The sequence below is a fragment of the Craurococcus roseus genome (genome assembly GCF_039523795.1).
In the GTDB taxonomy this organism is placed as follows: domain Bacteria; phylum Pseudomonadota; class Alphaproteobacteria; order Acetobacterales; family Acetobacteraceae; genus Craurococcus; species Craurococcus roseus.
Genome location: NZ_BAAAFZ010000019.1, coordinates 25740 through 51400, shown reverse-complemented (window position 1 = coordinate 51400; position 25661 = coordinate 25740). Strand labels below are relative to the sequence as shown.

At 72.1% G+C, this 25661-nt stretch carries 24 protein-coding genes; 9 read left to right on the top strand and 15 right to left on the bottom strand.

The genetic code is table 11. The annotated features are described in order from the left end of the window. Positions 1-22: 22 nt before the first annotated feature. The 12 genes from ABD067_RS08655 to ABD067_RS08600 all read right to left on the bottom strand — a co-directional run bounded on the left by ABD067_RS08655 (position 23) and on the right by ABD067_RS08600 (position 14300). Positions 23-526 (bottom strand): (2Fe-2S)-binding protein, encoded by a 504-nt coding sequence (locus ABD067_RS08655; RefSeq protein ID WP_343894838.1) that lies wholly within the window; start codon positions 524-526, stop codon positions 23-25. A 77-nt stretch (positions 527-603) separates the two neighbouring features. Next, positions 604-927: a hypothetical protein gene (locus tag ABD067_RS08650; protein ID WP_343894837.1), complete on the bottom strand. Its 324-nt coding sequence runs from the start codon at positions 925-927 to the stop codon at positions 604-606. A 24-nt stretch (positions 928-951) separates the two neighbouring features. After that, positions 952-2001 carry an ABC transporter ATP-binding protein gene (locus ABD067_RS08645; RefSeq protein ID WP_343894836.1) on the bottom strand — a complete coding sequence of 350 codons (1050 nt, stop codon included), beginning with the start codon at positions 1999-2001 and terminating at the stop codon, positions 952-954. After that, the gene (locus tag ABD067_RS08640) at positions 1998-2990 is read right to left on the bottom strand and encodes an ABC transporter ATP-binding protein (RefSeq protein WP_343894835.1); all 993 of its coding nucleotides are present in this window, start codon (positions 2988-2990) and stop codon (positions 1998-2000) included. Before ABD067_RS08640 ends, ABD067_RS08645 begins: the two co-directional genes overlap by 4 nt. 4 nt (positions 2991-2994) lie before the next feature. Further along, positions 2995-3945 (bottom strand): ABC transporter permease, encoded by a 951-nt coding sequence (locus ABD067_RS08635; RefSeq protein ID WP_456305240.1) that lies wholly within the window; start codon positions 3943-3945, stop codon positions 2995-2997. Continuing rightward, on the bottom strand, positions 3942-4883 hold the full coding sequence (locus tag ABD067_RS08630) for an ABC transporter permease (RefSeq protein ID WP_343894834.1): 942 nt from the start codon (positions 4881-4883) through the stop codon (positions 3942-3944). Before ABD067_RS08630 ends, ABD067_RS08635 begins: the two co-directional genes overlap by 4 nt. 23 nt (positions 4884-4906) lie before the next feature. Beyond that, positions 4907-6508 carry an ABC transporter substrate-binding protein gene (locus ABD067_RS08625; RefSeq protein WP_343894832.1) on the bottom strand — a complete coding sequence of 534 codons (1602 nt, stop codon included), beginning with the start codon at positions 6506-6508 and terminating at the stop codon, positions 4907-4909. Between the two features lie 175 nt (positions 6509-6683). Continuing rightward, positions 6684-8270 (bottom strand): ABC transporter substrate-binding protein, encoded by a 1587-nt coding sequence (locus ABD067_RS08620; protein WP_408871528.1) that lies wholly within the window; start codon positions 8268-8270, stop codon positions 6684-6686. A 5-nt stretch (positions 8271-8275) separates the two neighbouring features. Beyond that, on the bottom strand, positions 8276-9865 hold the full coding sequence (locus ABD067_RS08615) for an ABC transporter substrate-binding protein (RefSeq protein ID WP_343894830.1): 1590 nt from the start codon (positions 9863-9865) through the stop codon (positions 8276-8278). Between the two features lie 17 nt (positions 9866-9882). Further along, positions 9883-11475, bottom strand: coding sequence for an ABC transporter substrate-binding protein (locus ABD067_RS08610; protein ID WP_343894829.1), 1593 nt, complete (start codon positions 11473-11475; stop codon positions 9883-9885). Positions 11476-11558: 83 nt separating this feature from the next. Beyond that, positions 11559-12602 carry an SDR family oxidoreductase gene (locus tag ABD067_RS08605; protein WP_343894828.1) on the bottom strand — a complete coding sequence of 348 codons (1044 nt, stop codon included), beginning with the start codon at positions 12600-12602 and terminating at the stop codon, positions 11559-11561. 99 nt (positions 12603-12701) lie between these two features. Further along, positions 12702-14300, bottom strand: coding sequence for an ABC transporter substrate-binding protein (locus ABD067_RS08600; RefSeq protein ID WP_343894827.1), 1599 nt, complete (start codon positions 14298-14300; stop codon positions 12702-12704). Positions 14301-14510: 210 nt separating this feature from the next. Between ABD067_RS08600 and ABD067_RS08595 the strand changes: the two genes are divergently transcribed. From ABD067_RS08595 to ABD067_RS08565, 7 genes are all read left to right on the top strand, one after another. Further along, entirely contained in the window at positions 14511-14987 is a 477-nt protein-coding gene (locus ABD067_RS08595) for a GtrA family protein (RefSeq protein ID WP_343894826.1), read from the top strand. 85 nt (positions 14988-15072) lie between these two features. Then, positions 15073-16599 carry an exopolysaccharide biosynthesis polyprenyl glycosylphosphotransferase gene (locus ABD067_RS08590; protein WP_343894825.1) on the top strand — a complete coding sequence of 509 codons (1527 nt, stop codon included), beginning with the start codon at positions 15073-15075 and terminating at the stop codon, positions 16597-16599. A 43-nt stretch (positions 16600-16642) separates the two neighbouring features. Next, positions 16643-17692, top strand: a complete 1050-nt coding sequence (locus ABD067_RS08585; protein ID WP_343894824.1) for a glycosyltransferase — start codon at positions 16643-16645, stop codon at positions 17690-17692. Further along, the gene (locus tag ABD067_RS08580; RefSeq protein WP_343894823.1) at positions 17689-18738 is read left to right on the top strand and encodes a glycosyltransferase family 2 protein; all 1050 of its coding nucleotides are present in this window, start codon (positions 17689-17691) and stop codon (positions 18736-18738) included. The genes ABD067_RS08585 and ABD067_RS08580 overlap by 4 nt, the downstream gene beginning before the upstream one ends. A gap of 175 nt (positions 18739-18913) precedes the next feature. Next, positions 18914-20089, top strand: a complete 1176-nt coding sequence (locus tag ABD067_RS08575) for a zinc-dependent alcohol dehydrogenase (protein WP_343894822.1) — start codon at positions 18914-18916, stop codon at positions 20087-20089. 64 nt (positions 20090-20153) lie between these two features. Next, a complete protein-coding gene (locus ABD067_RS08570; RefSeq protein WP_343894820.1) occupies positions 20154-20627 on the top strand; it encodes a hypothetical protein in 474 nt (157 codons plus the stop codon). 19 nt (positions 20628-20646) lie between these two features. Further along, complete coding sequence (locus ABD067_RS08565) at positions 20647-21282, top strand: aspartate/glutamate racemase family protein (protein WP_343894819.1); 636 nt, start codon at positions 20647-20649, stop codon at positions 21280-21282. A gap of 1 nt (position 21283) precedes the next feature. Here the strand turns inward: ABD067_RS08565 and ABD067_RS08560 are convergent, their stop codons facing one another. Together ABD067_RS08560 and ABD067_RS08555 are read right to left on the bottom strand one after the other, a co-directional pair. Continuing rightward, a complete protein-coding gene (locus ABD067_RS08560) occupies positions 21284-22480 on the bottom strand; it encodes an FAD-binding domain-containing protein (RefSeq protein ID WP_343894818.1) in 1197 nt (398 codons plus the stop codon). Between the two features lie 51 nt (positions 22481-22531). After that, positions 22532-23041 (bottom strand): TspO/MBR family protein, encoded by a 510-nt coding sequence (locus tag ABD067_RS08555; RefSeq protein WP_343894817.1) that lies wholly within the window; start codon positions 23039-23041, stop codon positions 22532-22534. Positions 23042-23163: 122 nt separating this feature from the next. On the opposite strand from ABD067_RS08555, the gene ABD067_RS08550 reads away from it, so the two are divergent. Together ABD067_RS08550 and ABD067_RS08545 are read left to right on the top strand one after the other, a co-directional pair. Continuing rightward, positions 23164-23649 (top strand): hypothetical protein, encoded by a 486-nt coding sequence (locus tag ABD067_RS08550; RefSeq protein WP_343894816.1) that lies wholly within the window; start codon positions 23164-23166, stop codon positions 23647-23649. Positions 23650-23705: 56 nt separating this feature from the next. After that, the gene (locus ABD067_RS08545) at positions 23706-24872 is read left to right on the top strand and encodes a TRAP transporter substrate-binding protein (protein WP_343894815.1); all 1167 of its coding nucleotides are present in this window, start codon (positions 23706-23708) and stop codon (positions 24870-24872) included. A 291-nt stretch (positions 24873-25163) separates the two neighbouring features. Here ABD067_RS08545 and ABD067_RS08540 read toward each other — a convergent pair whose 3' ends face one another. Beyond that, the gene (locus tag ABD067_RS08540; protein ID WP_343894814.1) at positions 25164-25520 is read right to left on the bottom strand and encodes a hypothetical protein; all 357 of its coding nucleotides are present in this window, start codon (positions 25518-25520) and stop codon (positions 25164-25166) included. Positions 25521-25661: the final 141 nt, after the last annotated feature.

The following is a 25661-nucleotide window of genomic DNA, read 5'->3' as shown; positions in this document are numbered from 1 at the left end:
CCCTGCGGCCGTCGGCGCGGCGCTACTCGGCCGCGCGCGCCAGCTCCGACCGCTTGCCGTGCATCACCTCCGCCGCGGCCGCGATGGCCTTGACGATGTTGTGGTAGCCGGTGCAGCGGCAGAGGTTGCCTTCCAACCCTTCGCGGATGTCCCGCTCCGACAGGCCGTTCGGGTGCTTCTGCACCAGGTCGATGGCGGACATCACCATGCCGGGCGTGCAGAAGCCGCATTGCAGGGCGTGGTACTCGCGGAATGCCTCCTGCATCGGGTGCAGGGTGCCGTCGGCGGCGGCCAGCCCCTCGATGGTCGTGACCTTGGTGCCCTCGGCCTGGACCGCCAGGATGGTGCAACTCTTCACGCTCTCGCCGTCCACGTGGACCACACAGGCGCCGCACTGGCTGGTGTCGCAGCCGACATGCGTCCCGGTGAGGCGGAGCTTCTCGCGCAGGAGCTCCACCAGGAGCGTGCGGCCCTCCACCTCGACCGTGCTGGGTTTGCCGTTCACCGTCAGCGATACTTGCGGCATGCCGCGCCTCCCCCGTCGTTGATCGCGGCCCGGGGCCGCGCGTTCCGGGGGACAGGTTGCCCCGACTCCGGGCGCCGTCAAGCGGCGCCGTTACGGCCCCCGTTCGGGAGCGGCGGGGCCGGGATCAGGCGCTTCCGGCCGCGGGTCAGCAGGACCATGACCCCGAGCACCAGGGTGCCGACGGGCCACGCCAGCCACAGCGCGGCGGTGGTCATGGCGCCGAACATCCCGGCCCCCATGACCACCTCCGGGTCCTCGTTCGACAGGAAGGGCGTGACCAGGGCGCAGGTGCCGAGCAGGAGCAGCGCCGTGACGGCCTGGAAGCCGATGAACGTCCACTTCACCGCCCGGCCGAAGGCGCTCCGCCGTTCGCGCACCTCCAGCAGCACCGGCTCCGCCATCGCCGTCGGTCGGGGCGCCGCCGGCTAGGCCGGCAGCACCGCCTCGCCCTTGGCCGCGGCGAGCGGGTTGTCGTTCGCCGGCCGGTCGTGCAGGTGGCAGGCTGCGAGGTGGCCGGCGGCCAGCGCCGTGGGCACGGCCACCAAGGGCGGCTCCTCGACGCGGCAACGGTCGAAGGCGTAGGGGCAGCGGGTGTGGAAGCGGCAGCCCTTGGGCGGGTTGATCGGGCTCGGCACGTCGCCCTTGAGGATGACCCGCTCGCGCGCCGCGCCGGGCATGGGCACCGGCACGGCGGAGAGCAGCGCCTCCGTGTAGGGGTGCTTCGGCGCGGCGAACAGGCTCCGCTTGGGCGCCACCTCCACGATCTTGCCGAGGTACATCACCGCCACCCGGTGCGTCATGTGCTCCACGATGGCGAGGTCGTGGGAGATGAACAGCAGGGCCAAGTGCAGCTCGTTCTGCAAGTCTTGCAGCAGGTTGACGATCTGCGCCTTCACCGAGACATCGAGCGCGGAGACGGCCTCGTCGCAAATGATGAGGTCCGGCTCGGCGGCGAGCGCCCGGGCGATGCCGATGCGTTGCCGCTGCCCGCCGCTGAACTCGTGCGGCCAGCGCCCCACCGCGTCGCGCGGCAGGCGCACCTTGTCCATCAGGTCGGCGACCCGCGCCTCCAGGTCCGCCGAGTTCTTCGCCAGGCCGAAGTTGCGGATCGGCTCGGCCAGGATGTCGCGCACCCGCATGCGCGGATTGAGCGAGCTGAACGGGTCTTGGAACACCACCTGCACGCGCCGGCGCATCGGCCGGAGGGTGCCCGCGGGCAGGTCGTCGATGCGCTTGCCGTCCAGCACCACCTGCCCGGCGGTGATGTCGAACAGCTTCAGGATCGCCTTGCCGACGGTGGACTTGCCGCAGCCGCTCTCGCCCACCAGCGCCAGCGTCTCGCTGCGCCCGATGGTGAAGGAGACGCCGTCCACGGCGAAGACGTGGCCGGTGACGCCGCCGAAGAAGCCGCCCCGGATCGGGAAGTGCTTCTTGAGGTCCGTGACCTCCAGCAAGGGGACGGCGGAAGCGCTCATGCCGCCAGCGCCCCCTCGCGCTCGGCGTAGTGGCAGGCCGCGACGTGGCCCGGCGCCTTCTCCTCCAGCGCCGGCGCCACCTTACGGCAGAGGTCCGTCACCTTGGGGCAGCGCGAGGCGAAGACGCAGCCTTCCAGCTTGGCCTTGAGGCTCGGCACGAGGCCCGGAATCTCCGCCAGCCGCGTTTCCTCGCCGTGGAGCGACGAGCCGAGCTTCGGCATGGAGCCGAGCAGGCCCTGCGTATAGGGATGCCGGGGCGAGCGGAACAGCGGCCCGACCTTGGCCTCCTCCACCTTGCGGCCGGCGTACATCACCACCACCCGTTCCGCGACCTCCGCCACCACGCCGAGGTCGTGGGTGATGAGGACGATGGCGGCGCCGACGCGGTGCTTGAGGTCGCGCATCAGGTCGAGGATCTGCGCCTGGATGGTGACGTCGAGCGCCGTGGTCGGCTCGTCGGCGATCAGCAGCTTCGGATTGCAGGCGAGCGCGATGGCGATCATCACCCGCTGCCGCATCCCGCCCGAGAGCTGGTGCGGGTACTCCCGCACCCGCCGCTGCGGCTCCGGGATGCCCACCAGGCGCAGCGACTCCACCGCCCGCGCCTCGGCCTGCCGCCGCGACAAGCCCTGGTGGAGCTGCAAGGTCTCGCCGATCTGCCGGCCTACGGTCAGCACCGGGTTCAGGCTGGTCATCGGCTCCTGGAAGATCATGGAGATGTCGTTGCCGCGGATGTCGCGCATCTCGCGGTCGGACAGCTCAAGCAAATTCCGGCCGTTGAAGCGGATGGCGCCGGCGATCTTGCCCGGCGGCTCGGGTATGAGCCGCAGGATGGACATGGCGGTGACGGACTTGCCGCAGCCGCTCTCGCCCACGATGGCCAGCGTCTCGCCCGCCTCCACGTCGAAGGAGACGCCGTCCACCGCGCGGTTGACGCCGTCCGGCGTGCGGAAGTGCGTCTGCAAGCGGTCCACTTCGAGGAGGGCCATGGCGCTAGACGCTCTTCGCCATGCGCGGGTCGAGCCAGTCGCGCAGGCCGTCGCCGAGCAGGTTCACCGCCAGCACCGTGACGGACAGGAAGATGGCCGGGAAGAACACGATGTAGGGCTTCACCTGCCAAAGCGCCCGCCCCTCGGCCATGATGTTCCCCCAGGACGGGATGATGGGCGGCGTGCCGGCGCCGATGAAGGACAGGATGGCCTCCACGATCATGGCGGAGGCGCAGATGTAGGTGGCCTGCACCGTGATCGGCGCCAGCGTGTTGGGCAGGATGTGGCGCCAGATGATGCGCGGCGTCCGCGTGCCTGCCGCGACCGCCGCGTCCACGTAGGGCTGCTCCCGCAAGGACAGCACCACGCCCCGCACCAGCCGCGACACGCGCGGCACCTCGGCGATGGTGATGGCGATGATGACGTTCTGCACCGAGGCGCGGGTCAGCGCCATCATGGCGATGGCGAGCAGGATGGGCGGGATGGACATCAGCCCATCCATGATCCGCATGACGATCCCGTCCGCCCAGCGCACGAAACCTGACACGAGGCCGATGGCGAGGCCGACCGCCGAGGACAGCAGCGCCACCGAGAAGCCCACGATCAGCGACACCCGCGCGCCGTAGAGCACCCGGGAATAGACGTCGCGCCCCAGCATGTCGGAGCCGAACCAGTATTCCGCCGAGGGCTCGCGCGTCCGCCGGGCCGGAGCGAGCGCTGTCGGGTCCACGGTCCAGAGCAGCGGCGCGAACACCGCGACCAGGATCATGAGCAGCAGGAGGCCGGCCCCGAAGGCGATGGTCGGGTTGCGGCGGAGGAAGCCGATGAAGCCGCGGCGCGGCTTCACGGGCGGCAGCACGTCCGGCAGCGGCGCGGCCTCGGCCACGCTCATGGGGGTCGGGGCGTGCGCGGCGCCGGCGGCCTGCCCGTCGGCGCGGAGGGCTGTGGCGCTCAATAGCGTATCCTCGGGTCAAGGAAGGTGTAGAGGATGTCTATGGCGAGGTTCACCAGCACGTAGACGAAGGAGAACAGCAGGATCACCCCCTGGATCACCGGGTAGTCGCGCCGCAGTATGGCGTCCACGGTGAGGCGGCCGAGGCCGGGGATGGCGAAGACGCTCTCCGTCACCACCGCGCCGCCGATCAGCAGCGCGACGCCGATGCCGATCACGGTCACGATCGGCACCGCCGCGTTCTTCAGCGCGTGGAGGAACAGGATGCTCCCCTGCCCCGCCCCCTTGGCGCGCGCGGTGCGGATGTAGTCCTGCTGCAAAACCTCCAGCATGGTGGCGCGCGTGATGCGGGCGATCAGGGCGATGTACACGCCGCCCAATGCGATCGACGGCAGGATCAGGTTCTCCAGCCAGGGCCAGACGCCCTGGTCGAGCGAGGTGTAGCCTTGCACCGGCAGCCAATCGAGCTCCAGCGCGAAGACGTAGGCCAGCAGGTAGCCGACCACGAACACCGGCACGGAGAAGCCGAGCACGGCGAAGCCCATCACCGCCCGGTCCAGCAGCGTGCCCTGCTTCCACGCCGCCAGCACGCCCATCGGCACGGCGATCGTCACCGCCAGGATGAGCGTGAGCACCATCAGCGAGAGCGTCGGCTGCACCCGCTGCGCGATCATGGTGGAGACCGGCAGGTTGGTGAAGATGGACACGCCGAGGTCGCCCTGGACGATGCGCCACACCCACTCGCCGAAGCGCACCAGGAAGGGCCGGTCGAGCCCGAGGTTCTGCCGGATGCGCTCCACGTCGTCCGGCGTCGCCTGATCGCCCGCGATCACCGCCGCCGGGTCGCCCGGCGCGATGTAGAGCAACGAGAACACGAACAGGGCGACCACCGCCATCACGGGGATGGTCGCCAGCACGCGCCGGACGATGTAGGCGAACATCTAGCGTTCCGTCCTTCCGCGCCTCAAGTCTTGGACACGCCCCAGAAGAACGGCAGCGGCCCCTTCTGGATGCCGGACACGTTGCGCCGCCACGCCTGGTAGCCGAGGAAGAAGCCGGTCGGCGCGTAGACCACGTTCTCGATGGCGGCGCGGTTCACCTTGCCTATCGCCGCCTTCTCCGCCGCAGCGTCAGGGGCGTCGAACCACTCGGCGATGGCCTGCTCCACCGCCGGGATGTTGGGCCAGCCGAACCAGGCTCCGTCGCCGTTGGCGCGCACCGCGTTGTAGCTCGCCGGGTTCACGCAGTCGGCGCCGGCGTGCCAGGTGTGGAACATGGACCAGCCGCCCTGGCCGGGCGGGTTCTTCATCGCCCGGCGTTGGCCCGTGGTGCCCCAATCGGTCGCCACGAAGTCCACGTTCATGCCGAGGCGCTTCAGCAGGTCGGCGGTGACGTCGCCCTGCGTCTTGGTGATGGGCTGGTCCTGCGCGACGATGCAGATCACCGGCTCGTTCTTGTAGCCGCTGTCGGCCAGGAGCTTCTTCGCTGCGTCGAGGTTCCGCGGCCCCTTCAGGATCTCGCCGCCCTCCTCCGTGTAGAGCGGAGTGCCCGGCGTGAAGTAGCCGGGCAGCGGCTTCCAAAGGTTGTTGTCGTCGCCCACCAGGGCGCGCATGTAGTCCTCCTGGCTCAGCGCCATCATCACCGCGCGCCGCACGCCCGGGTTGTTGAAGGGCGGGTGCAGGTGGTTCATGCGGAAGGAGCCGATGTTCCCCAGCGGGTCGGCGATGTCGTAGGCGACGCTCCGGTTGCGCCGAAGCGTCGGGATCAGGTCGGTCAGCGGGTTCTCCCACCAGTCCACCTCGCCGCCCTGCAAGGCGGCGGAGGTGGTGGCGGGATCGGGCATGACGTGCCACTCGACGCGGTCCACCATCATCCGCTTGCCGCCGGCGAGCCAAGTGCCCGCCTCGTCGCGGGGCTTGTAGGGCTCGAAGCGCTGGAACGCGGCGCGGGCGCCCGGCACCCACTCGTCGCGCACGAAGCGCATCGGCCCGCTGCCGATGAATTCGGAGATCTGCGTGAACGGGTCGGTCCTGGCGACCCGCTCCGGCATGATGAAGCAGATCGGCGTGTTGGTCTTGCCCAGCGCCCAGCGCATCTTCGGGAAGGGCCGCTTCAGCGACCAGCGGAAGGTCCGGTCGTCCACCGCGACCAGCTCGTTCTGCGCCGCCCGCAGCATCTGGCCCATGGGGTCGCGCACCGACCAGCGGGCGACGCTGGCCACCACGTCCTTGGCGAGCACCGGCTGGTTGTCGTGGAAGCGCAGGCCTTCGCGCAGCCGGAAGGTCCAGGTCAGGCCGTCGGCCGAGACCTCCTCCGACTCGACCATCTGGCGCTGCGGTTCGAGCTTGTCGTTCACGCCGTAGAGCGTGTCCCACACCATCGCCGAGGCGTTGCGCACCACGTACTGGGTGCCCCAGATCGGGTCGAAATTGGCGAGGTTGGCCTGAGGCACGAAGCGCAAGGTCCGCGCCGCCCCCTGCGACAGGGCGGGCGCGGGAAGCCCCGCGATGGCGGATGGCAAGGCGGCGGCGCCGGCCGCGGCCTTCAGGAAGCCCCTGCGATCCATCTCTTTTCTTCTCCCGACTCCCGGCGCGTGGGCCGCGCCCCGCCCGGTTTCGTTCCAGCCTGCCTCAGCGGTGGGCAGTGCGCCAGCGCCCCGGCCGCCAGGGAACCGGCAGGGAAGCGTCACCGCTGCGTGTTCGTGCCCCGGATCTTGCACGCCGCATGCCAACCTGGCCCCATCAGGCCCGCCGCACGTTCCAGAACAGCGGCGGCCCGCCCTTGATGATGCCGGTGAGGCCCCGCCGGAACGCCTGCGGCGGCCGGAGCAGGCCGAGCGGGACGAAGGGCGCCTCGTCCCACACCACCCGCTGGAGGTCCTCGGCGATGCGGCGGGCGGTCTCCGGGTCTGCGGCGTCGAACCAAGCGTCCCGCAGGGCCTCGCGCCTGGGGCTTTCGGCCCAACCGATCCAACCCTCCAGCCCGTTGCCGCGGATGGCTTGGTGGCTGCCGGGGACGGAGGTGTCGAGGCCCTCCCAGGTGGTGCAGAAGGCGTTCCAGCCTCCCTGGGCCGGCGGCTCGCGCTTGGCGCGGCGCTGCACCAGGGTGCCCCAGTCCATGACTTGGAAGTCCACAGTCATGCCGATCCGGCGCAGCGTGTCCGCCGCCACCTCCGCCAAGGCGTTCTGCTGCGGCAGGTCGGAGGGCGAGAGGAGCACCACCGGCTCGCCGCGGTAGCCGGCCGCCGCCAGGGCGCGCTTCGCCGCCTCCACCGAGCGCGGCCCGGTGAGGACCTCCAGCCCGGCGTCGTTCGCCAACGCCGTCCCCGGCGTGAAGGCCCCGGCGGGCACGGTCCACAGCGCCGGGTCGTCGCCCAAGGCCGCCTGCATGAATGCGCGCTGGTCGATGGCGGGGAACACGGCGCGGCGGATCGCGGGGTTGTCGAAAGGCGGATGCAGGTGGTTGAAGCGCAGCATCCCGAGCGCCCCGGCGGTGTTCACCACCTCGACGGCGATGTCGCGGCCGCGCTTGAGCACCGGCAGCAGGTCGGCCAGCGGCTGCTCCCACCAGTCGGCCTCGTTGGCCTGCATCGCCGCGGCGGCGGTGGCCGGGTCCGGCATCACGCGCCATTCCACCCGGTCGAAGTGGACGCGCTTGCCGCCGGCCAGGAAGTCCGCCGGCTCCTCGCGCGGGACGTAGTCGGCGAAGCGCTCGTAGGCGGCGAGGCTGCCCGGCACCCACTGGTCCGCGCGGAAGCGGAAGGGGCCGGAGCCGGTGTAGTCCGTGATTTGGCGGAACGGGTCTGTCTGCGCCACCCGCTCGGGCATGATGGCGCAGATGTTGGCCGAAGGCTTGCCGAGCGCCCAGGCCAGGCCCGGCCAGGGTCGCCTGAGCGCGATCTCGAAGGCCGAGTCGCCCCTGGCCCGCATGTCCGCGAGCAGCGATTGCAGCCGTTGGCCGAGCACGTCGCGCCGCGACCATCGCATGATCGACGCGATGCAATCCGCCGGCCGGACCGGCTCGCCGTCGTGGAACTTGAGGCCCTCGCGCAGCGCGATGGTGTGGACCAAGCCGTCCGGGGAAACGGCGTGGGACGCCGCCATCTGCGGCTGCGGCTGGTGTTGCGCGTTCAACCCGAACAGCGTGTCGTAGACCATCAGCCCGTGGTTGCGGGCGAGCGTCGTCGTGGTCCAGACCGGATCGGCGTTCGCCAGGTTGCCCTGCGGGATGAAGCGCAAGGTGCGCGCCGCGGCGCCGCCCTGCGCGCGGGCGAGGTGCGGCGCCGCCAGGGCCGCCGCGCTTCCGGTCAACAAGCTTCGCCGATGCATCCTGGTCATGCCTTGCCCATGTTCCAAAACACCGTCGCCGGGGCGCGGAAGGCGCCGGTGACGTTCCGCCGCCACGCGCTCGGCTGCCAGTAGAATCCGAGCGGGATGTAAGGCAGCACCTCCATGGCGCGGCGGTTCAACGCCTCGGCGATGCGGCGCGAATCGGCCGCGTCCTCGGCGTCGAGCCAAGCGGCGCGGAGCCGCTCTATCTCATCGTCCTGCGGCCAGCCGAACCAGGCGTTCGGGCCGTTGGCGCGCAGGAAGAGGTGGAACACCGGCAGGGTCAGGGTCTGCCCGGAGGAGGTGGTGTGGATCATGCTCCAGCCGCCACGCTCCACCGGCTCCTTGCTCGCCCGGCGCTGCACCAGCGTGCCCCAGTCCGTCGAGACCACTTCCAGGTTCATGCCGAGCCGTTGCAGCAGGTCCGCCGTCACCAGCGACAAGGCGTTGATCTGCGGGTAGTCGCCGGGCGCGATCAGCACCACGCGCTGTCCTGCGTACCCGGCCTCGCGCAGCGCCGCCTTGGCGCGCTCGATGTTCCGGATCTTCAGGATCTCGCTGCCCGCCTCGTTGGCGAGCGGGGTGCCGCAGGTGAAGACTCCCTCGCAGGCCTCCCAGCCGTCCTTCTCGTTGCCGGCGACGGCGCGCATGTAGTTCCGCTGGTCCACCGCCATCGCCACGGCGCGGCGCACGCCGGGGTTGTCGAAGGGCGGGTGCAGGTGGTTGAAGCGGCAGATGCCGTAGGTGCCCTCTGTCAGCCGCTGCTGGACCACCACGTCGCGCGAGCGCCGGAGCAGCGGCAGCAGGTCGTGCAGCGGGTATTCCCAGTAGTCCTGCTCGCCCGTCACCATGGCGTTGGCCGCCGTGGCCGGGTCGGTGATGATCGTCCACTCCACGCGCTCGATCTTGGGCGCGCGGCCGCCGGCCAGGCCGTCAACCGGCTCTTGCCGCGGCACGTAGGCGTCGTTGCGCGCCCACACGGCGCGCTGGCCGGGGTTCCACTCGTCGCGCACGAAACGGAAGGGGCCGGAGCCGATCGCCTCCCGCGTCTGCTGGAACGGGTCGGTCGCGGCCACGCGCTCCGGCATGATGAAGCAGGGGAACTGCGTCTGGCCGAGCGCGAGCAGCAGCCCCGGGAAGCGCTGCTTGAGGCGCACCCGGAAGCGCCGGTCGTCCAGCGCCTCCACCGCGTCCACCCGCTGCCACATCACCTGGGCGAAGACGTCCCGCGCCGCCCACCGCTTGATGGAGGCGACGCAATCCGCCGCCCGCACCGGCTCGCCGTCGTGGAACTTCAGGCCCGTGCGCAGGGTGAAGGCGGTGTCGCGCCCCTCGTTCTCCGTGGTCCAGCCTTCCGCCATCTGCGGCTTGATCCCGCCCGCGGCGTCCTGGGCGCAGAGCTGGTCGTAGACCATGAAGCCGTGGTTGCGGGTGACGACGGCCGTGGTCCACACCGGGTCGAGGCTGGTGAGATTGGCCTGCGGCACCACCCGGAGCGTCCGCGCCGCCGCGCCTTGGGAGAGCGCCGGCGCCGCGGGCAGCGCCCCGGCCAGGGCGGCCGCGCCGGCGCCGCGGATCAGGCTGCGTCGTTCCATGGCCAGTCCCCTCCTCATCACGCGCGGCCGATGTTCCAGAAGATGGCGAAGCCCGGCACCCGGCCTTGCAGGTTCCGCCGCAGCGCCGTGTTGGAGACGTAGGCGCCGACCGGGATGTAGGGCAGCTCGTCCATCGCCACCTCCTGCATCTCCCGGCAGATGCGCTGCTGCGCCTCCGTGTCCGGCGCGTCGAACCAAGCGTCGCGCAGTTCCTCCAGCCGCGGGACGGTGGGCCAGCCCGGCCAAGCCGCGGTGCCGTTGCCGCGGAGCGGCGTGTGCGCCGCCGGATCGAGGAACTCGAAGGACGAGAAGGCGGTGTAGAGCACGCTCCAGCCGCCCCGCTCCACCGGCTCGCGCGAGGTGCGCCGCTGCACCACCGTGCCCCAGTCGGTGAGCGCCGCGTCGAGGTTGACGCCGAGGCGGCGGAACATGTCGGCGCCCACCTGGGTCATGGCCGCGGGCGCCAGGATGTCGGTCGGCCCTATCAGGCGGATCGGCTGGTTCGCGTAGCTGGCCTCGCGCAGCAGGGCTTTCGCCCGGTCGATGCTGCGCGGCCCCGTCAGCGGCCCGAGCGCGGCGTCGGACGCCATCGGCGTACCCGGCGTGAAGAAGCCGACGCCCGTGACGTAGAGCGAAGGATCGGCGCCGACGACCGCCGCCATGTAGTCGGCCTGATCCACCGCCGGCAGCAGCGCCTGGCGCATGCGCTTGTCGTCGAAGGGCGGGTGCAGGTGGTTGAAGCGCAGGATGCCGGTGAGCGGCAGCGGGTCGATCCGCTCGATGGCGATCTGCCGGTTGCGCTTCAGCAGCTCCTGGATCTCCGGCGGCGGCTGCTCGAACCAGTCGATCTCGCCCGATTGCAGCGCGGCGGCCGAGGTCGCCGCGTCGGTGATGATGCGCCACTCGACGCGGTCGAAGCGCGCCACCTTCGGCCCCGCGGTGAGGCTCGGTTCGCCGTTCGGCACCGGCACGTAATCCGGGTTGCGCTCGTACACCACGAGGCTGCCGGAGTTGAACTCGTCCGCCTTGAAGCGGAACGGGCCGGAGCCGGTCGCGTCGCGGATCTGCTGGAACGGGTCGGTGCGCGCCACCCGCTCCGGCATCACGAAGCAGACCGGGTTGGTCGGGCTGGCGAGGCCCTTGATCAGCATCGGGAAGGGTCGCTTCAACCGGAAGCGGAAGGAGCGGTCGTCCAGCGCTTCCAGGCTGTCCACCACCGACTCGAGCTTCTGGCCGGTGGGGTTGCGCTTCATCCAGCGCCGTATGCTCGCCACGCAATCAGCCGCCCGCACCGGCTCGCCGTCGTGGAACTTCAGCCCCGTCCGCAAGGCGATGGTGACGGCGCGGCCGTCCTCCTCCGTGCGCGCCCACTCGGCCATCTGCGGTTGGGCGCGGAACCCGGCGTCCATGCCGAACAGCGTGTCGTACACCATGAACCCGTGGTTCCTGGTGATGTTCGCCGTGGTCCAGATCGGGTCGATGCTGGTGAGGTTGGCCTGCGGCACCATGCGCAGGGTCCGCGCCCCGGCCGGCTGGCCGACGGCGAAGCGCGGCAGGCCGGCGGCGGCGGTCGCGGCTGCGGCGGAGGCGAGCAAGGCTCGACGCTGCATGTCCCATCTCCCGGGGGGCGTCCGCTCGCGGCGCCCGTTGCCGGGATGGAAAGGCAAACCGGGTCGCGCGGCAAGCCGCCCGGTCAGGCGGTGTAGATGGCGCCCAGCCCGGCGGTGACGTCGAAGGAGGCGCCGCTGACGTAGCGTGCCTCGTCCGACAGCAGGAACACCACCACGGAAGCCACGTCCTCCGGCTCCACCCAGGGCACGCCCAGCGGGTGCAGGTTGCGGGACGCGGTCGCGGCCACCGCTTCCGGCACCCGCCCCGGCACGAAGCGCGGCGTCACCGCCGCGTACTGGCGCGGGTTGCGGAGCAGGGTGGTGTTGACGCCCGTGGGCGACACCGCGTTGACCGCGATGCCCCGGCCGCCGAGTTCCATCGCCGCCGACTTCACCAGCCCGATCACGCCCCACTTGGAAGCGTTGTACTGCGGCGCGATGGGCGCCCCCATGCGCCCCAGCACGGAGGCGATGGCCACCATGCGCCCGCGCCGGCGCGCGGACATGGCCGGGATGGCGGCGCGGAAGGTGTTGGCGGTGCCCGTGAGGTTGATGTCCACCACGTCGCGCCAGCCCTCGTCGCTCACCTCGGCGAGGCCGTCGGGGACCATGATGCCCGCGTTGGCGACCACGCCGTCCAGCTTGCCGAAGGCGCCCACGGCCTGGTCCACCGCGCGCGCGAGCGCCGGGCGGCTCCGCACGTCGCCCTGCACGGCGAGGAAGCGCCGGCCGAGGGACTGCACGAGCCGCCCGGTTTCGGCGAGGTCCGCCGGCGTCGCGGGGGCGTTGCCGACGTGGCGGCTGGCCGGGCCGGCGATGTCGAAGCCGAGCACGTCCGCACCCTCGCGCGCCGCGGCGAGGCACACGGCCCGGCCGATGCCCCGCGCCGCGCCCGTCACCAGCACCGATTGCCCTTCCAGCCGCCCGCGCGGCGCGGGGGCGCCGGGTACCGACGGATTGGCGGCGGCGCTGAGCGGCGGCGTGGCGCAGCCCGCGGTGAGGCCCGCCAGCCCGGCCGCCGCGCCGAGCGCCACGAACACGGTGCGGCGTCCGCCTCCGCCCGATTCTAGCGCTTCCTCGGGCGGTGGCGGAACGGCGGATGGCGGGTCGTCGGCTTCGTCTTGCATGGTCGCGCCCCTTGGCCGCCGGCGATGGCTACGACGGCGCGGGCACGAGAACGCAGTGGGGACGCTCCTGTTGCGGCCGCCGCCCGCGCGGCGGTTCCGTCACGCCCGCTGCACGTTCCAGAACATCGGCAGCCCCTTCAGTACGCCGTTGATGCCGCGGCGGTAGGCCCAGGGCTGGAAGTACTGCCCCACCGGCAGGTACGGCACGTCCTGGAACGCCTGGGTCTGGATCTCGGCCGCGATCTTTTGCTGCGCCGCCTGGTCCGGCGCCTCCAGCCAAGCGGTGCGCAGCTCCTCCAGCTTCGGCAGGGTGGGCCAGCCGAACCAGGCGTTGGTGCCGTTCCCGCGCAGCGCGAGGTGCGATGCGGGCGTGAAGAAGTCGAGCCCGGAGAAGAAGGTGAAGAAGGCGCTCCAGCCGCCCTTCTCCGGCGCCTCGCGGCTGGCGCGCCGCTGCACCACGCTGCCCCAATCAGTCGAGATGTATTCCACGTTCATGCCCGCGCGCGTCAGCATGTCCCGGCCGACCTGCGCCAAGGCGTTCAAGGTCGGGAAGTCGGACGCGGCGATCACCACCACCTTCTCGTTCTTGTAGCCCGCCGCCGCGAGGTCGCGCTTCACCTTCTCCATGTCGCGCGGCGAGGCCAGCGCCTCCAGCCCGTTCTCGCTCGCCATCGGCGTGCCGGGCGGGAAGAATCCGACCTTGTCGCGCCACAGGCTGTTGTCGGTGCCGATCACCGCCGACATGTAGTCCGACTGCTGCACCGCGCCGAGCAGCGCCCGCCGCACGCCCGGGTTGTCGAAGGGCGGGTGCAGGTGGTTGAAGCGGAGCAGCCCGAGCAGGCCCGTCGGGTCGTACTGCTCCACCACTATGTTGCGGTTCCGGCCCAGGAGCGGCAGCAGGTCGGCGCTCGGCTGCTCCCACCAGTCCGCCTCGCCGCTCTGCAAGGCCGCGGCGGCGGTGGACGCGTCGGGGATCACATTCCACTCGACGCGGTCGAAGTTCACCCGCTTCGGGCCGGAGGTCCACTGCGCGGAGCCGCCCTCCCGCGGCACGTAGTCCGCGTTGCGCGCATAGACTATGCGGCTCCCGGGCACGCGCTCGTTCGCCACCCAGCGGAACGGCCCGGAGCCGATGATGTCGCGGATCGGCGTGCTGGCGTCCGTCGACGCGATCCGTTCCGGCATGATGAAGCAGCACGGCGAACTCGGCTTGGCCAGCGCGTCCAGCAGCAGCGGGAACGGTCGCTTCAGCCGGAACGCGAGGCGCCGGTCGTCCTCCGCCACCAACTCGTCCGTCGCGGCCATGAGCGCTTGGCCCATCGCGTCGCGCTGCGCCCATCGCTTGATGGAGGCGACGGCGTCGCGGGCGCGCACCGGTTCGCCGTCGTGGAACTTTAATCCCGGGCGCAATGTCACCGTAACCCGGCGGCCGCCATCGTCCACCGTGTGGCCTTCGGCCATTTGCGGTTGCGGCTTGAAGTCGGCGTCGAGGCCGAAAAGCGTGTCGTAGATGAGGTAGGCGTGGTTGCGGGTGACGTAGGCCGTCGTGACGATCGGGTCCACCACGGCCACGTCCGATTGCGGGATGAACTTGAGCACCCTGCCGGCGGCGGGCTGGGCGAGACTCGGCCGCGCGAGCCCGGCCGGCAACGCCACGGAGGCGGCGGCGCCCGCCGCCAGGAAGTCACGTCGATGCATGTCCGCCCCCTGTATCTTTCGGATCACAGTTCGTGAGGTAAAGCGAATGGACGCGCACGGCAAGCCAGGTCTCCAAGGCGTCGAACGCCGGCACGCAGCGGCACGCCCCCACGTTTTCGTCTCAGCGGCGCCGCGATTCGGTCATGGTGCCGTGCTTGGTGCGATGTGCCGAAGCATGCATAAGGACCCAACCATCGTCGGAGGGCGGGATTGCGCGATGCTTTTCAACGGCACGGCCATGCGCCGGTGATGAACGCCGAGCGGCGTCGGTGGCCGGGGGAGATCATCCGGTTCGGCGTCGTGGGTGCCGTTGGTTTCGTGGTCGACGCGGGCGTGCTCACCTTGGGCTTGTTGGCGGGCGCGGGTCCGTGGCTCGGCCGCGCCATCTCCTATGTGGCCGCCGCGACAACCACCTTCGCGCTCAACCGCAGCTGGACCTTTCGGGGCGCCGATCGTTCCCGTCCGGTGACGCGGGATTGGGGCTTGTTTTTGGCCGTCAACTTGGTTGGTTTTGCATGCAACTATGGCACTTACGCCGCGCTCATCAGCGGCGTCCCGATGATGCGTGACCTGCCCGTCCTGGCCGTTGCGGCCGGGTCGCTCGCCGGTATGGTCGGGAACTTCGTGCTGTCGCGCCGCTATGTGTTCCGTAGCCGGTACGACGGCGCGGCGCCCGTGGCCGAATGATGGACAGTGGAACGATGCCCGTCCTGGTGCTTTTGTCCCGACGATGCCCCGGCCGCGGATTCGCAAGCTCCAGATGGAAGGTTTGATGCCGGCCGACTCCCACCACAAAGACGCGCGGCTGGCCCCGGCCGTGGCCCGCGCCGGTTGGGGCGGCACTGGCCCCGCTCCGACGGTGCCGTTCCGCTCCTTCGACCGCCGGCGCGCGTGGACGGGGACGGACCCGCTGCCGCCCTGGCTCCTCATCGGCGCGGTGCTCCTCCTGGACCTCTCGCTGGCCGCCGCCGCCGGCGTCGCCATCTCCTCGATGCCCGATACCGAGGGACGGCCCGCGCCGGCCCTCATCGCCCTCGCCACGTCCGTCTGCGCGGCCACGGCCGGCGCGATGGGCGCCTACGGGCACGCCGCGCTGTTCGGCACCAGGCGCGCGTCCGCGCACCTGGTCGCCGGCTTGGCGATCGCCATCGGCGCGCTGATGCTCGCGGCGCAAGCATTCGGCTCGACCGACGCCATACCCGTCGAGCCGGCGCTGCTCTGGTTCGCGGTCGGCGCGCCGCTGCTGCTGGTGGGGCGCGCGGCGACCTCCATAGCGCTCCGCGCCGCGGCGGAGCGGACGCGGCAGCGGGCGGTGCTGGTCGGGGACGGGCCGCAGGCGGCGCGCTTCGTGGGCGCCATGCAGGCGCGGCAGGACCGCAGCCTCCGGCTGCTCGGCCTCGTGGACGACCGCCCGCCCGACGCGGTGGACGCGGAGCGGGGCCACAGCGGCGTGCCGCGGATCGGCTCCTTGCAAACGCTCTGCGCCATGATCCGCCGCGGCGAGGTGGACCAGGTGATCTTCACCGTTCCCTGGGCGTCCGAGGAGCGGCTGTCGCGGTTGCAGGCCACCTTCGCCGACTATCCCGTGGACCTGCGCTTGGCGCCGGACTTGGCCGCCTACCACGGCGGGCCTGAGGACGGGCTGGAAGTTGGCCGGCTCCGCCTGCTGCGCCTCGCCGACCGGCCCATGCGCGGCTGGGCCGGCGCCGCCAAGACGGTCGAGGACTACCTTCTGGCGCTCGGCGCGCTGGCGGTGGCGGCCGTGCCGATGGCCCTGATCGCGTTGGCGGTGCGGCTGGACAGCCCCGGCCCGGTGCTGTTCCGGCAGCGGCGGACGGGCTTCAACAACAAGGATTTCTTCGTCTTCAAATTCCGCACCATGTACCACGAGCTCGCGGACCACGAGGTGCGGCGGCAGGTGGAAGAGGGCGACCCGCGCGTCACCCGCGTCGGCGCCGTCCTCCGCCGCACATCCCTCGACGAACTGCCGCAGATCTTCAACGTGCTGCGGGGCGAGATGTCCTTCATCGGCCCCAGGCCGCACGCACCTGGCACGCGCGCAGGCGACACGCTGTTCGAGGACGTCACCGACCGCTACCCCGCGCGGCACCGGGTCAAGCCCGGCCTCACCGGCTTGGCGCAGGTGCGAGGCTACCGCGGCCGGACCGACACCGAGGAGAAGCTCCTGCTCCGGCTCGACAGCGACCTGGAGTACATCGAGAAGTGGTCGCTGTGGCTGGACTTCGTGATCCTGGTGCGGACGCTGCTCGCCGTGGCGCGCATGCAGAACGCGCACTGACCCGGACGCCGGCCGCACCTTTCCCGGCCAGGGACCGCTGACCATGTCGTACACGCTCCAGGACGCGCCGCGTCCCGCAGGGCCGGCCGCCCCGGTCCCGACGCCCCCGCGGGAGCCGGCGGGTGGCGGCGCCTCCGCGCCGCCCAGGATCGCCGTGCTCGTGCCGTGCTACAACGAGGCGGTGGCGGTCCCGCGCGTGGTCGCGGCGTTCCGGGCGGCGCTGCCGCGGGCCACGGTCTACGTCTACGACAACAACAGCCGCGACGGGACGCGCGAAGCGGCGCTCGCCGCCGGCGCCGTGGTCCGGACGGAGCCGTTGCAGGGCAAGGGGCACGTGGTCCGGCGCATGTTCGCCGACATCGAAGCCGACGCCTACCTGCTGGTGGACGGCGACGACACCTACGACGCCTCCGCTGCGCCCGAGATGGTGCGCCTCCTCTTCGAGGAGCGGCTGGACATGGTGACCGGCGTGCGCGTCACGGAGGCGACGGAGGCCTACCGCCCTGGGCACCGCTTCGGCAACGCGGTGCTGACCGGCATGGTGCGCTGGGTCTTCGGCGACCGGATCACCGACATGCTCTCGGGCTACCGCGCCTTCTCGCGCCGGTTCGTGAAGAGCTTCCCCGCCCTGGCGGAAGGCTTCGAGACGGAAACCGAGTTCACCGTCCACGCCCTGGAGTTGATGCTGCCCGTGGGCGAGGTGGAGACCGCCTACAAGGAGCGGCCGGCCGGCTCCACAAGCAAGCTCCGGACCTACAGCGACGGCTTCCGCATCCTGAAGACCATCGCGCTCCTGGTGCAGCGCGAACGCCCCCTCACCTTCTTCGGCATCGCCGGCCTCGTGCTGCTGCTGCTGGGCATCGGCATCTTCCTGCCGGTCCTGGCCGAGTTCCTGCGGACCGGGCTGGTGCGCCGCCTGCCTACGGCGGTGCTCTCGACGGGCCTGGTGCTGCTCTCCTTCCTGTCCTTCGTCTGCGGCCTCGTCCTCGACACGGTGACGCGCGGCCGCAAGGAAGCGAAGCGCATCGCCTACCTGTCCGTGCCCGGCCCGGCCTTCTCGCCCGACGAATCCGGGCACCGCCGCCCGGCATGAGCCCGCCCGCCTACCCGCCGCCGCGCCACCTGGCCGGCGCGCCGTCGGCGCCGGCCGCGGAATACGACGCCGACGTCGTCATCCTCGCCATGGACCGCGCGCGGGAGACGGTCGAGGCCGTCGCGTCGGCCAGGGCCCAGACGGGCGTGTCCAAGCACGTCTGGATCGCCGACCAGGGCAGCGATCCGGAGAACCTGGCGATCCTCAAGGCCGCCGTCGGGGACGCGCCGGACGCCACCCTGGTCCGGCTGGACCGCAATTGGGGCGTGGCCGGCGGGCGGAACCGCGCCACGGCGCTCGGCTCCGGCCGCGCGGTGTTCGCCCTCGACAACGACGCCGAGTTCGACGGCGCGGACACCCTGGCCCGCGCGGTCCGGGCGCTCGACGCCGAGGCCGACCTCGCCGCCATCGGTTGCCGCATTCTGGTCCACGCCACGGGCGAGGAGGACCTGTCCTCCTGGGGCTACCCCCCCGCCCTCCTACCGCGCGCCGCCGACAGCTTCGACGCCGCCACCTTCGTCGGCGCCGGTCACGCCATCCGCCGCGCCGACTTCGAGGCGGCGGGCGGCTACGACGACGCGCTCTTCTTCTGCTGGGAGGAGTACGACTGGAGCCTGCGCGCCATCAACGCGGGCAAGCGCGTCCGCTACCGCGGCGACATCGCGGTGCGCCACAAGGTCAGCGGCCAGCACCGCTTCGCCTGGTCCGGCACGCGCTGGTTCCACTTCGTCCGCAACCGCCTGTACATCGAGATGAAGTACGGCGCGTCCTGGCCTTCCCTGCTGCCGCGCTTCCTGGCCTACCAGGCCAAGGGCGCCCGCAACGGCGTGCTGGCGCAGGGCCTCCGCGCCGGACCGGCGGCGCTGCGCCTGGCCGCGGAATTCCGGCCGCCGGCGGGCCAGGAACACCTGTACCGGCTCACGCCGGCCGCGCGCGGGTACCTGGCGCGCAACGACGCGGCGCACCGCGGCGGGCTGTTGGACCGTGTCCGCCGCGAGGTGCTGGCGAGCCTTCCCTCCGCCCCGTCCAAACCCGCGGCGCGCTGAACCGCGCTTCCCGGGTCGGGGCGCACACCGCGGGTTGAGCGCGCGCGCGGGGCGCGCACCGCCCGCGCGCCCCGCGCGCCCGCCGGCGCGGCGGCCTGCAACCTTGCCGCTTCCCCTTTGTTCCACGGTGATCCGCGGCGGCCGGGCGCCGGCGCGAAACACCCAGGAGGCGAGCGTGAAGGCACTGACTTGGCACGGCAGGGGCGACATCCGCTGCGACACGGTGCCGGACCCGAAGATCGAGCACGGCCGCGACGCCATCATCAAGGTGACGGCCTGCGCCATCTGCGGCTCGGACCTGCACCTCATGGGCGGCCAGATGCCCAGCATGGAGAAGGGCGACATCCTCGGCCACGAGACCATGGGCGAGGTGGTCGAGGTCGGGAAGGACAACAGCAAGCTCAAGGTCGGCGACCGCGTCATCGTGCCCTTCACCATCTGCTGCGGCGAATGCCGGCAGTGCAAATGGGGCAACTGGTCCTGCTGCGAGCGCACCAACCCGAACGCCGAGATGCAGGCCAAGCTGCTCGGCTTCCCGAGCTGCGGCATGTTCGGCTACTCGCACCTCACCGGCGGCTACGCCGGCGGGCAGGCCGAGTACCTCCGCGTGCCCTACGCCGACGTCGGCCCGGTCAAGGTGCCCGAGGGCCTCGCCGACGAGCAGGTGCTGTTCCTCACCGACGTCTTCCCCACCGGCTACATGGCGGCGGAGCATTGCGAGATCACGCCGGAGGACACTATCGCGGTGTGGGGCTGCGGGCCGGTCGGCCTGTTCGCCATCAAGTCGGCCTTGATGCTCGGCGCCAAGCGCGTGATCGCCGTCGACAGCGTGCCGGAGCGCCTGGCGCTGGCGCGGCAGGCCGGCGCGGAAACCATCGACTCCAACGAGCACGCCGTCCACGACGCGCTGATGGAGATGACCAAGGGCCTAGGGCCAGACGCGGTGATCGACTGCGTCGGGATGGAGAGCCACAGCGCCGGCAGCCTGCTGTCGCGGGCCGCCGCCGCCGTGCAATCGACGGTGTCCGCCACCGAGCGCCCCTACGCCTTGAACGAGGCCATCATCGCCTGCCGCCCCGGCGGCATCGTCTCGGTGCCCGGCGTCTATTCCGGCCCGACCGCGGTGATGATGGGTGCCTTCATGAACAAGGGCCTGACCATGAAAACCGGCCAGACCCACATGCTCCGCTACATGGAGCCGTTGATGAAGCGCGTGCAGGACGGCGAGATCGACCCCAGCTTCATCATCACCCACCGCACGACCAAGCTGGAGGACGGGCCGGCGCTGTACGAAACCTTCCGCGAGAAGAAGGACGGCTGCGTCAAGGTGGTGATGAAGCCGCACGGCTGAGGCCCTGGGGCCCGGCGCCGTTCTGCCCTATGAAGCTTCCGGAGAAGTCGGGGGAGGATCGGGGATGACGATGCGGCGTTGGGCCCTTTTGCTGGCATTGGCCGCGCCGCTCGCCGGCGCGGCGACGGACGGCGCGGACGCCCAGGCCAACCGCCCGGGGCCGCCGCACGAGTGGGTGTTCGGCACCTGGACCGGCGGCATCTTCCCCGTCAGCGAGGTCGACCCCGCCGCGTGCTTCGGCAACCCGGTGGTCATCTTCACCCGGGACATCGTCATGCGCGTCGCCGTGTTCGACGCCGCCTACCACCAGCGCAGCATCGAGACGGCGGCGACGCTGCCGGACGGCGGCCTCGAATTCCGCTTCGCGCCGGCGGCGCAGACCGCGCGGGCGCTGGGCGGCCGCCTGCCGCCCGACATCGGCTTCGGCTGCGGCGGTTCGCCCGATCTGCTGCGCGTGCAGCGCCGCGGCCCGGACGAGATCGTCTTCCCCGACTGCACCGACTTTCCATCGCCCCTCAAGCGCTGCGTCGCGCGGTGACGACGGGCGGGCCGGCCGCGTGAGGATCGCCCTGATCCACGCCCTCCGCCACTCGCCGCCGCCGGTGGAGGCCGCCTTCGCGCGCCTCTGGCCGGAGGCGTCGCTGATGAACCTCCTGGACGACAGCCTCTCGGCCGACCTCGCCCGCGACGGCGTCCTGACGCCGCGCATGACGGAGCGCTTCCTCGCCCTCGCGCGCTACGCCGCCGGGACGGGCGCCGCGGGCATCCTCTTCACCTGCTCCGCCTTCGGCCCCTGCATCGAGGCCGTGGCGGCGGACCTCGCGCCGCTGCCCGTGCTGAAGCCGAACGAGGCCATGATCGAGGACGCGGCGGCGGCGGGAGGCACGATCGGCCTCCTCGCCACCTTCGGCCCGACGCTCGACACCATGCCCGCCGAGTTCCCTCCGGGCGTGCGCGCGGTGCCCAAGCTCGCGGAAGGCGCCCTGGCGGCGCTCGACCGCGGAAGCGCCGAGGAGCACGACCGCTTGGCGGCGGAAGCCGCGCGCGGCCTCGCGGGCTGCGACGCCGTCGCGCTCGCGCAGTTCAGCCTGGCGCGCGCGGCGCCGGCCGTGGCCGCGGCGACCGGCCTCCCGGTGCTGACCACGCCCGACAGCGCGGTGCGCAAGCTGCGGCGGCTGTTGCTCCCGGCCTGAGTCAAGCTGCGGCGATGCCGGCCTCGGCGAGCAGCCCTGGCAGGCGCGCCCTCACTTGGAAGAAGCCGCGCCCGGCGTGCGGCCAAGCCGCCGCGTGCCACGGGCGGAGCAGCCGGTGCAGCGGCGGCAAGCCCGCGGCTTCCGCCCCCGCCAGCGCCGCCGCCGCTGGGCCCACCGGCGCGTAGGGGGTCACCACCGGCAGGTCCGTCCAGCCGGCGAGCGCATCGGCATCCAACCGCGACGCCGGAACGCCGAAGCGCCCCTCCGCCCGCCGCAAGGCGTCCTCCAGCCCGTCGCGCGCGAACGCCGCCACCGGCCCGGCGCAACCCCCGAGCGCCGTGTCGGCACGGGCCGAGAAGCCCGCTACGGCCGAAACCTCCATGCCCCCGAGGTCGAACCCGTCCAGCGCCAAGTCGTCCTCGTGCAGCAGCAGCGCCACCCTGCCCTCCGGCCTCGGCGCGGCGGGCGGGGAGAAGCGGTGCGGCGGCACGTCGTCGTCGGGCGGCAGCGGCGTCGGGTCCTCGTCGAGCTGGCCGGCGGGATCGTACCGCCCGTCCGTGTAGCGGGCGATGTTCTCCGCCCGCGCGACGTAGTGCTTGCCGCGCGTGTGCAGCCCGCCCACCCAGCGCCAGGACAGCGTGTTGCTCGCCGGGTCGCCGTCCAGCAGGTGGCGCAGGAAGAACTCGGCGCCGAGCGACCAAGGCAGGCGCAGCGTGAAGATCCAGATGGACGCGAACCACATCCGCGCGTGGTTGTGCAGCCAGCCGCGGCCCACGACCTCCCGCGCCCAGTCGTCGAAGCATCCGATGCCGGTCCGCCCGGCGCAGGCGTCGTCGTGGACGCGGCGCAGGCCCGACTCCGCGGCCAGCCGGTCCCGCTCGCGCCGCGCCTGCGCGCGGTAGGCGTCCCACACCGCCGGCCGGCCCTCCAGCCAGCCCTTGAAGTAGGCGCGCCACGCCACCTCCTCCACGAACTTGCCGGCCTCCTGCGCGCCGTGGGCGGCGAGCGCCGCGCGCATCGCTTCCTCCTCCAGCACCAGGCCGTGGCGCAGCCAGGGCGAAAGCGCCGATGTCGAAGGTTCCGGCGCGTCCGGCCCCCGGTCGGTGTTGCGGCCCGCGGCGTAGTCCCGCCCGAGCGCGGCGGCCACGGCGCCGAGCCGCGCGAGCCCCGCTTCCCGTGTCGGCGTGAACTGCGGCATGCGGGGGCATGTCGGGCCGGCCTCGGCCCCCGCAAGGCCGGCCGGCCCGGTTCAGCCGGACGCGGCGCCGCTGCCGAGCCGGCCGGGGAGCGCGCCGCGGTTCAGCCGCCACACCGCGAGGTTCAGCGCCGCGGCGAAGCTCACCCAGGCCAGGTACGGCGCCAGCAGCCACGCCGCGCCGGCGTGGACCGGGTGGAACGCGGCCATCGTCGCCGCGATGGAGAGCCACAGCGCCACGATCTCGGCGAAGGCGAGGTCCGGCCGGCGCAGCCCGAAGAAGATCCACGACCACGCCGCGTTCAGCGCGAGTTGCACGGCGTAGACGGCCAGCGGCACCGCCGCGCCCGCGAACCCCGCCTCGCGCCAGACCAGCCACCCCGACACGGCGATGCAGAGGTAGAGCACCGCCCAGGCCGGCGCGAACACCCAGTTGGGCGGCCGCCACCGCGGCTTGCGCAAGCGCTCGTACCACTCGCCGGGCCGGAACAGCGCGCCGGTGGTGGAAACGGCGAAGCAGGCGCCGACGAAGCCGAGCAGGCCGAGGATCGAGGAGGTGTCCATCCCGGCAGCATAGGGCCGCGGTGGGCGGGCGCCGCAACCCGAGCGCCGCGAGGATCGCGCCCCACCGCCGGCCGTGCGAGGATGCGGGGCGCGGCAGGCGCCGCCGGACCGGAGGAGCAACCATGGCCCGCATCACCCGCCGCTTCCCGCCCGGCCCGCTCGCCGCGTCGCCGGCGGTGCCGCCCGCCCCGGAGTCAATGCCAGCGCCTGCCGCCACCAAGCGCCGCGCCGCGCTGGCCGTCGCCGTTCTGCTCGCCGTCACGGCCGCGCACCTCGCCGCCGACGGCGAGGCGTCGGCCCGCGCCGTCGCCGCCGATCCCGAGCTGGCCCGGCTGCTCCGCGCCATGGCCGTCCTCAAGGCGTCGATGGCCGGCGCCGCCGTCTGGCTCGCCGACCGCCTGCTGCGCCAACCCCTCCCCGCCGGCTTGGCCGCCGGCCTGGTCCTCGCCGTCGCCGCGATGGCGGCGGCGCCGGTGCTGATGTGGCACGTCGCGCATGTCGGCACCGGCGCCCTGCTGTTCCACGCCGGCATGGCGCTGCTGCTCCTGCTCGGCTGGCGCCCGGCGGAGGCGTGGCTGGCGCGGCGGAGCCGTGCCCGCCGCCTTTGAGGCGTCGCCCGGACCGCAACTCGACAGCCGCCGGCCGCCGCCTGTATCCAGCCCCGATGAGGAAACGACCGGACCGATCGACCGCCGTCCCGCGTGCGGAAACGGACACCCCTACCCGCCGCGGCGCCCTGCTCGGCGGCTCCGGCCTCGCGGCGCCCGCCGCCGNNCCCCCCGGCGCCGCCGCCCTGGCCGCGCCCGCCCTCGCGCAGCCGCAGCAGCCCGCGCTCCGTTGGCGCCTCACCTCCTCCTACCCGCGCTCGCTCGACGCCATCTACGGCGCCGCCGAGGTGTTCTCGCGCGCCGTGTCCGAGCTGACGGACGACCGCTTCCAGATCCGCGTGTTCTCCGCCGGCGAGATCGCGCCGCCGCTCCAGGCGCTCGACTCGGTGCAGAACGGCAGCGTGGAGTGCGCGCACACCACCTCGTTCTTCTACACCGGCAAGAACGAGGCCTTCGCCATCGGCACCGGCCTGCCCTTCGGCCTCAACACCCGGCAGCAGAACGCCTGGATGTACGAGGGCGGCGGCATCGACCTGATGAACGAGCTGTACCGCAAGTTCAACGTCCATGGCCTGCCCTGCGGCGCCACCGGCGCGCAGATGGGCGGCTGGTTCCGGCGCGAGGTTAACACCGCCGCCGACCTCCAGGGCCTCAAGATGCGGATCGGCGGCCTCGCCGGCCAGGTGCTGGGCCGCCTGGGCGGCGTGCCGCAGCAACTCGGCGCCGCCGACCTCTACCCCTCGTTGGAGCGCGGCACGATAGACGCCGTGGAATGGCTCGGCCCCTACGACGACGAGAAGCTCGGCTTCTTCCGCGTCGCCAAATTCTACTACTACCCCGCGTGGTGGGAAGGCGCGGCGACGACGCATTTCTTCGTCAACCTCGACCAGTGGAACGCCCTTCCGAAGAGCTACCAAGCCGCGATCCGCACCGCCTGCGCCGAGGCGACGCACTGGATGGTCGCCCGCTACGACACCCGCAGCCCCGAGGCGCTGCGCCGCTTGGTGGCGCAAGGCACGCAGCTCCGCCCCTTCTCGCGCGAGATGATGGACGCCTGCCTCCGCGCGGCGCTGGACCTCGAACGCGAGATCGCCGCCCGCAACCCGGACTTCGCCCGCATCCACGAGTCCTGGTCCAAGGCGCGCGACGAGATGCGCCTCTGGCACCGCGTCGCCGAGCTGTCCTTCGACAACTACGTCAGCGCGGCGGCGGCGCGGCGGTGAGGAGGATGCGGCGCCCTGCCGGGCGGGCGGGCCGGGGCCGTGCGGTCAGCGCAGCTCCGCCGGGTCGTACTCGCGCGGTTGTACGGGTCGGAGCTGAGGGTGGTCGGGCGGTGCCTCATCGCCGCCGTAGGCACCAGCGCCGGGCGGTCGTTCCTGACATCCCGGCCGAGGTAACCAGCGCGGCTGTCTTGCTCGAAGCGGCTGCCCGCCCGGTTGTCGCGCAGCACCACGGGGCAGGCTACCTGCACCCAACCCGCTCGGGCCATGTGTCAGGGCATCGGCTCGGCGGTATCAGAGGCGCTGACGGGCTGTGATGGTCAGCAGGTGTTCCCCGATGGCTGGTCCTTCGGAGTAGCGGTACTCGAAGCGCAACGGGCCATCGGTGAAGGCGGTGTTCCGCCTTCCCATGAATGTCGCAATGATCCTTGCCTTCAGCTTCGGAGCGTATAAATCGCCTACCACGTCGGCCATCTGGCGGGCCTCTGAGCGATCGGCCGCTAATCCGTCACCAGTGTTGCGAGTCCACTCGTTACACATCACCTTGACGTTCTGCACTACACCCGGCCGCCCCGGCATCTCATTGATGAAGAATTTCGCTGTCTCCGCTTGCCCCTGCACGCAGCCATAGAGCGCACCGAAGCCCGCCATGGCCCCGTTCGCTCTTGGCCTTCGGCAGTTGACGGCTGATGTTACGCGGTCAACCTCTTCCTGAAAAGATTTGAATCCTGCTCCCTCCTGCTGCCGCGCACCTTGAGGGCTGGTGTATGCTGTAAAGGGCAACACAGCGGC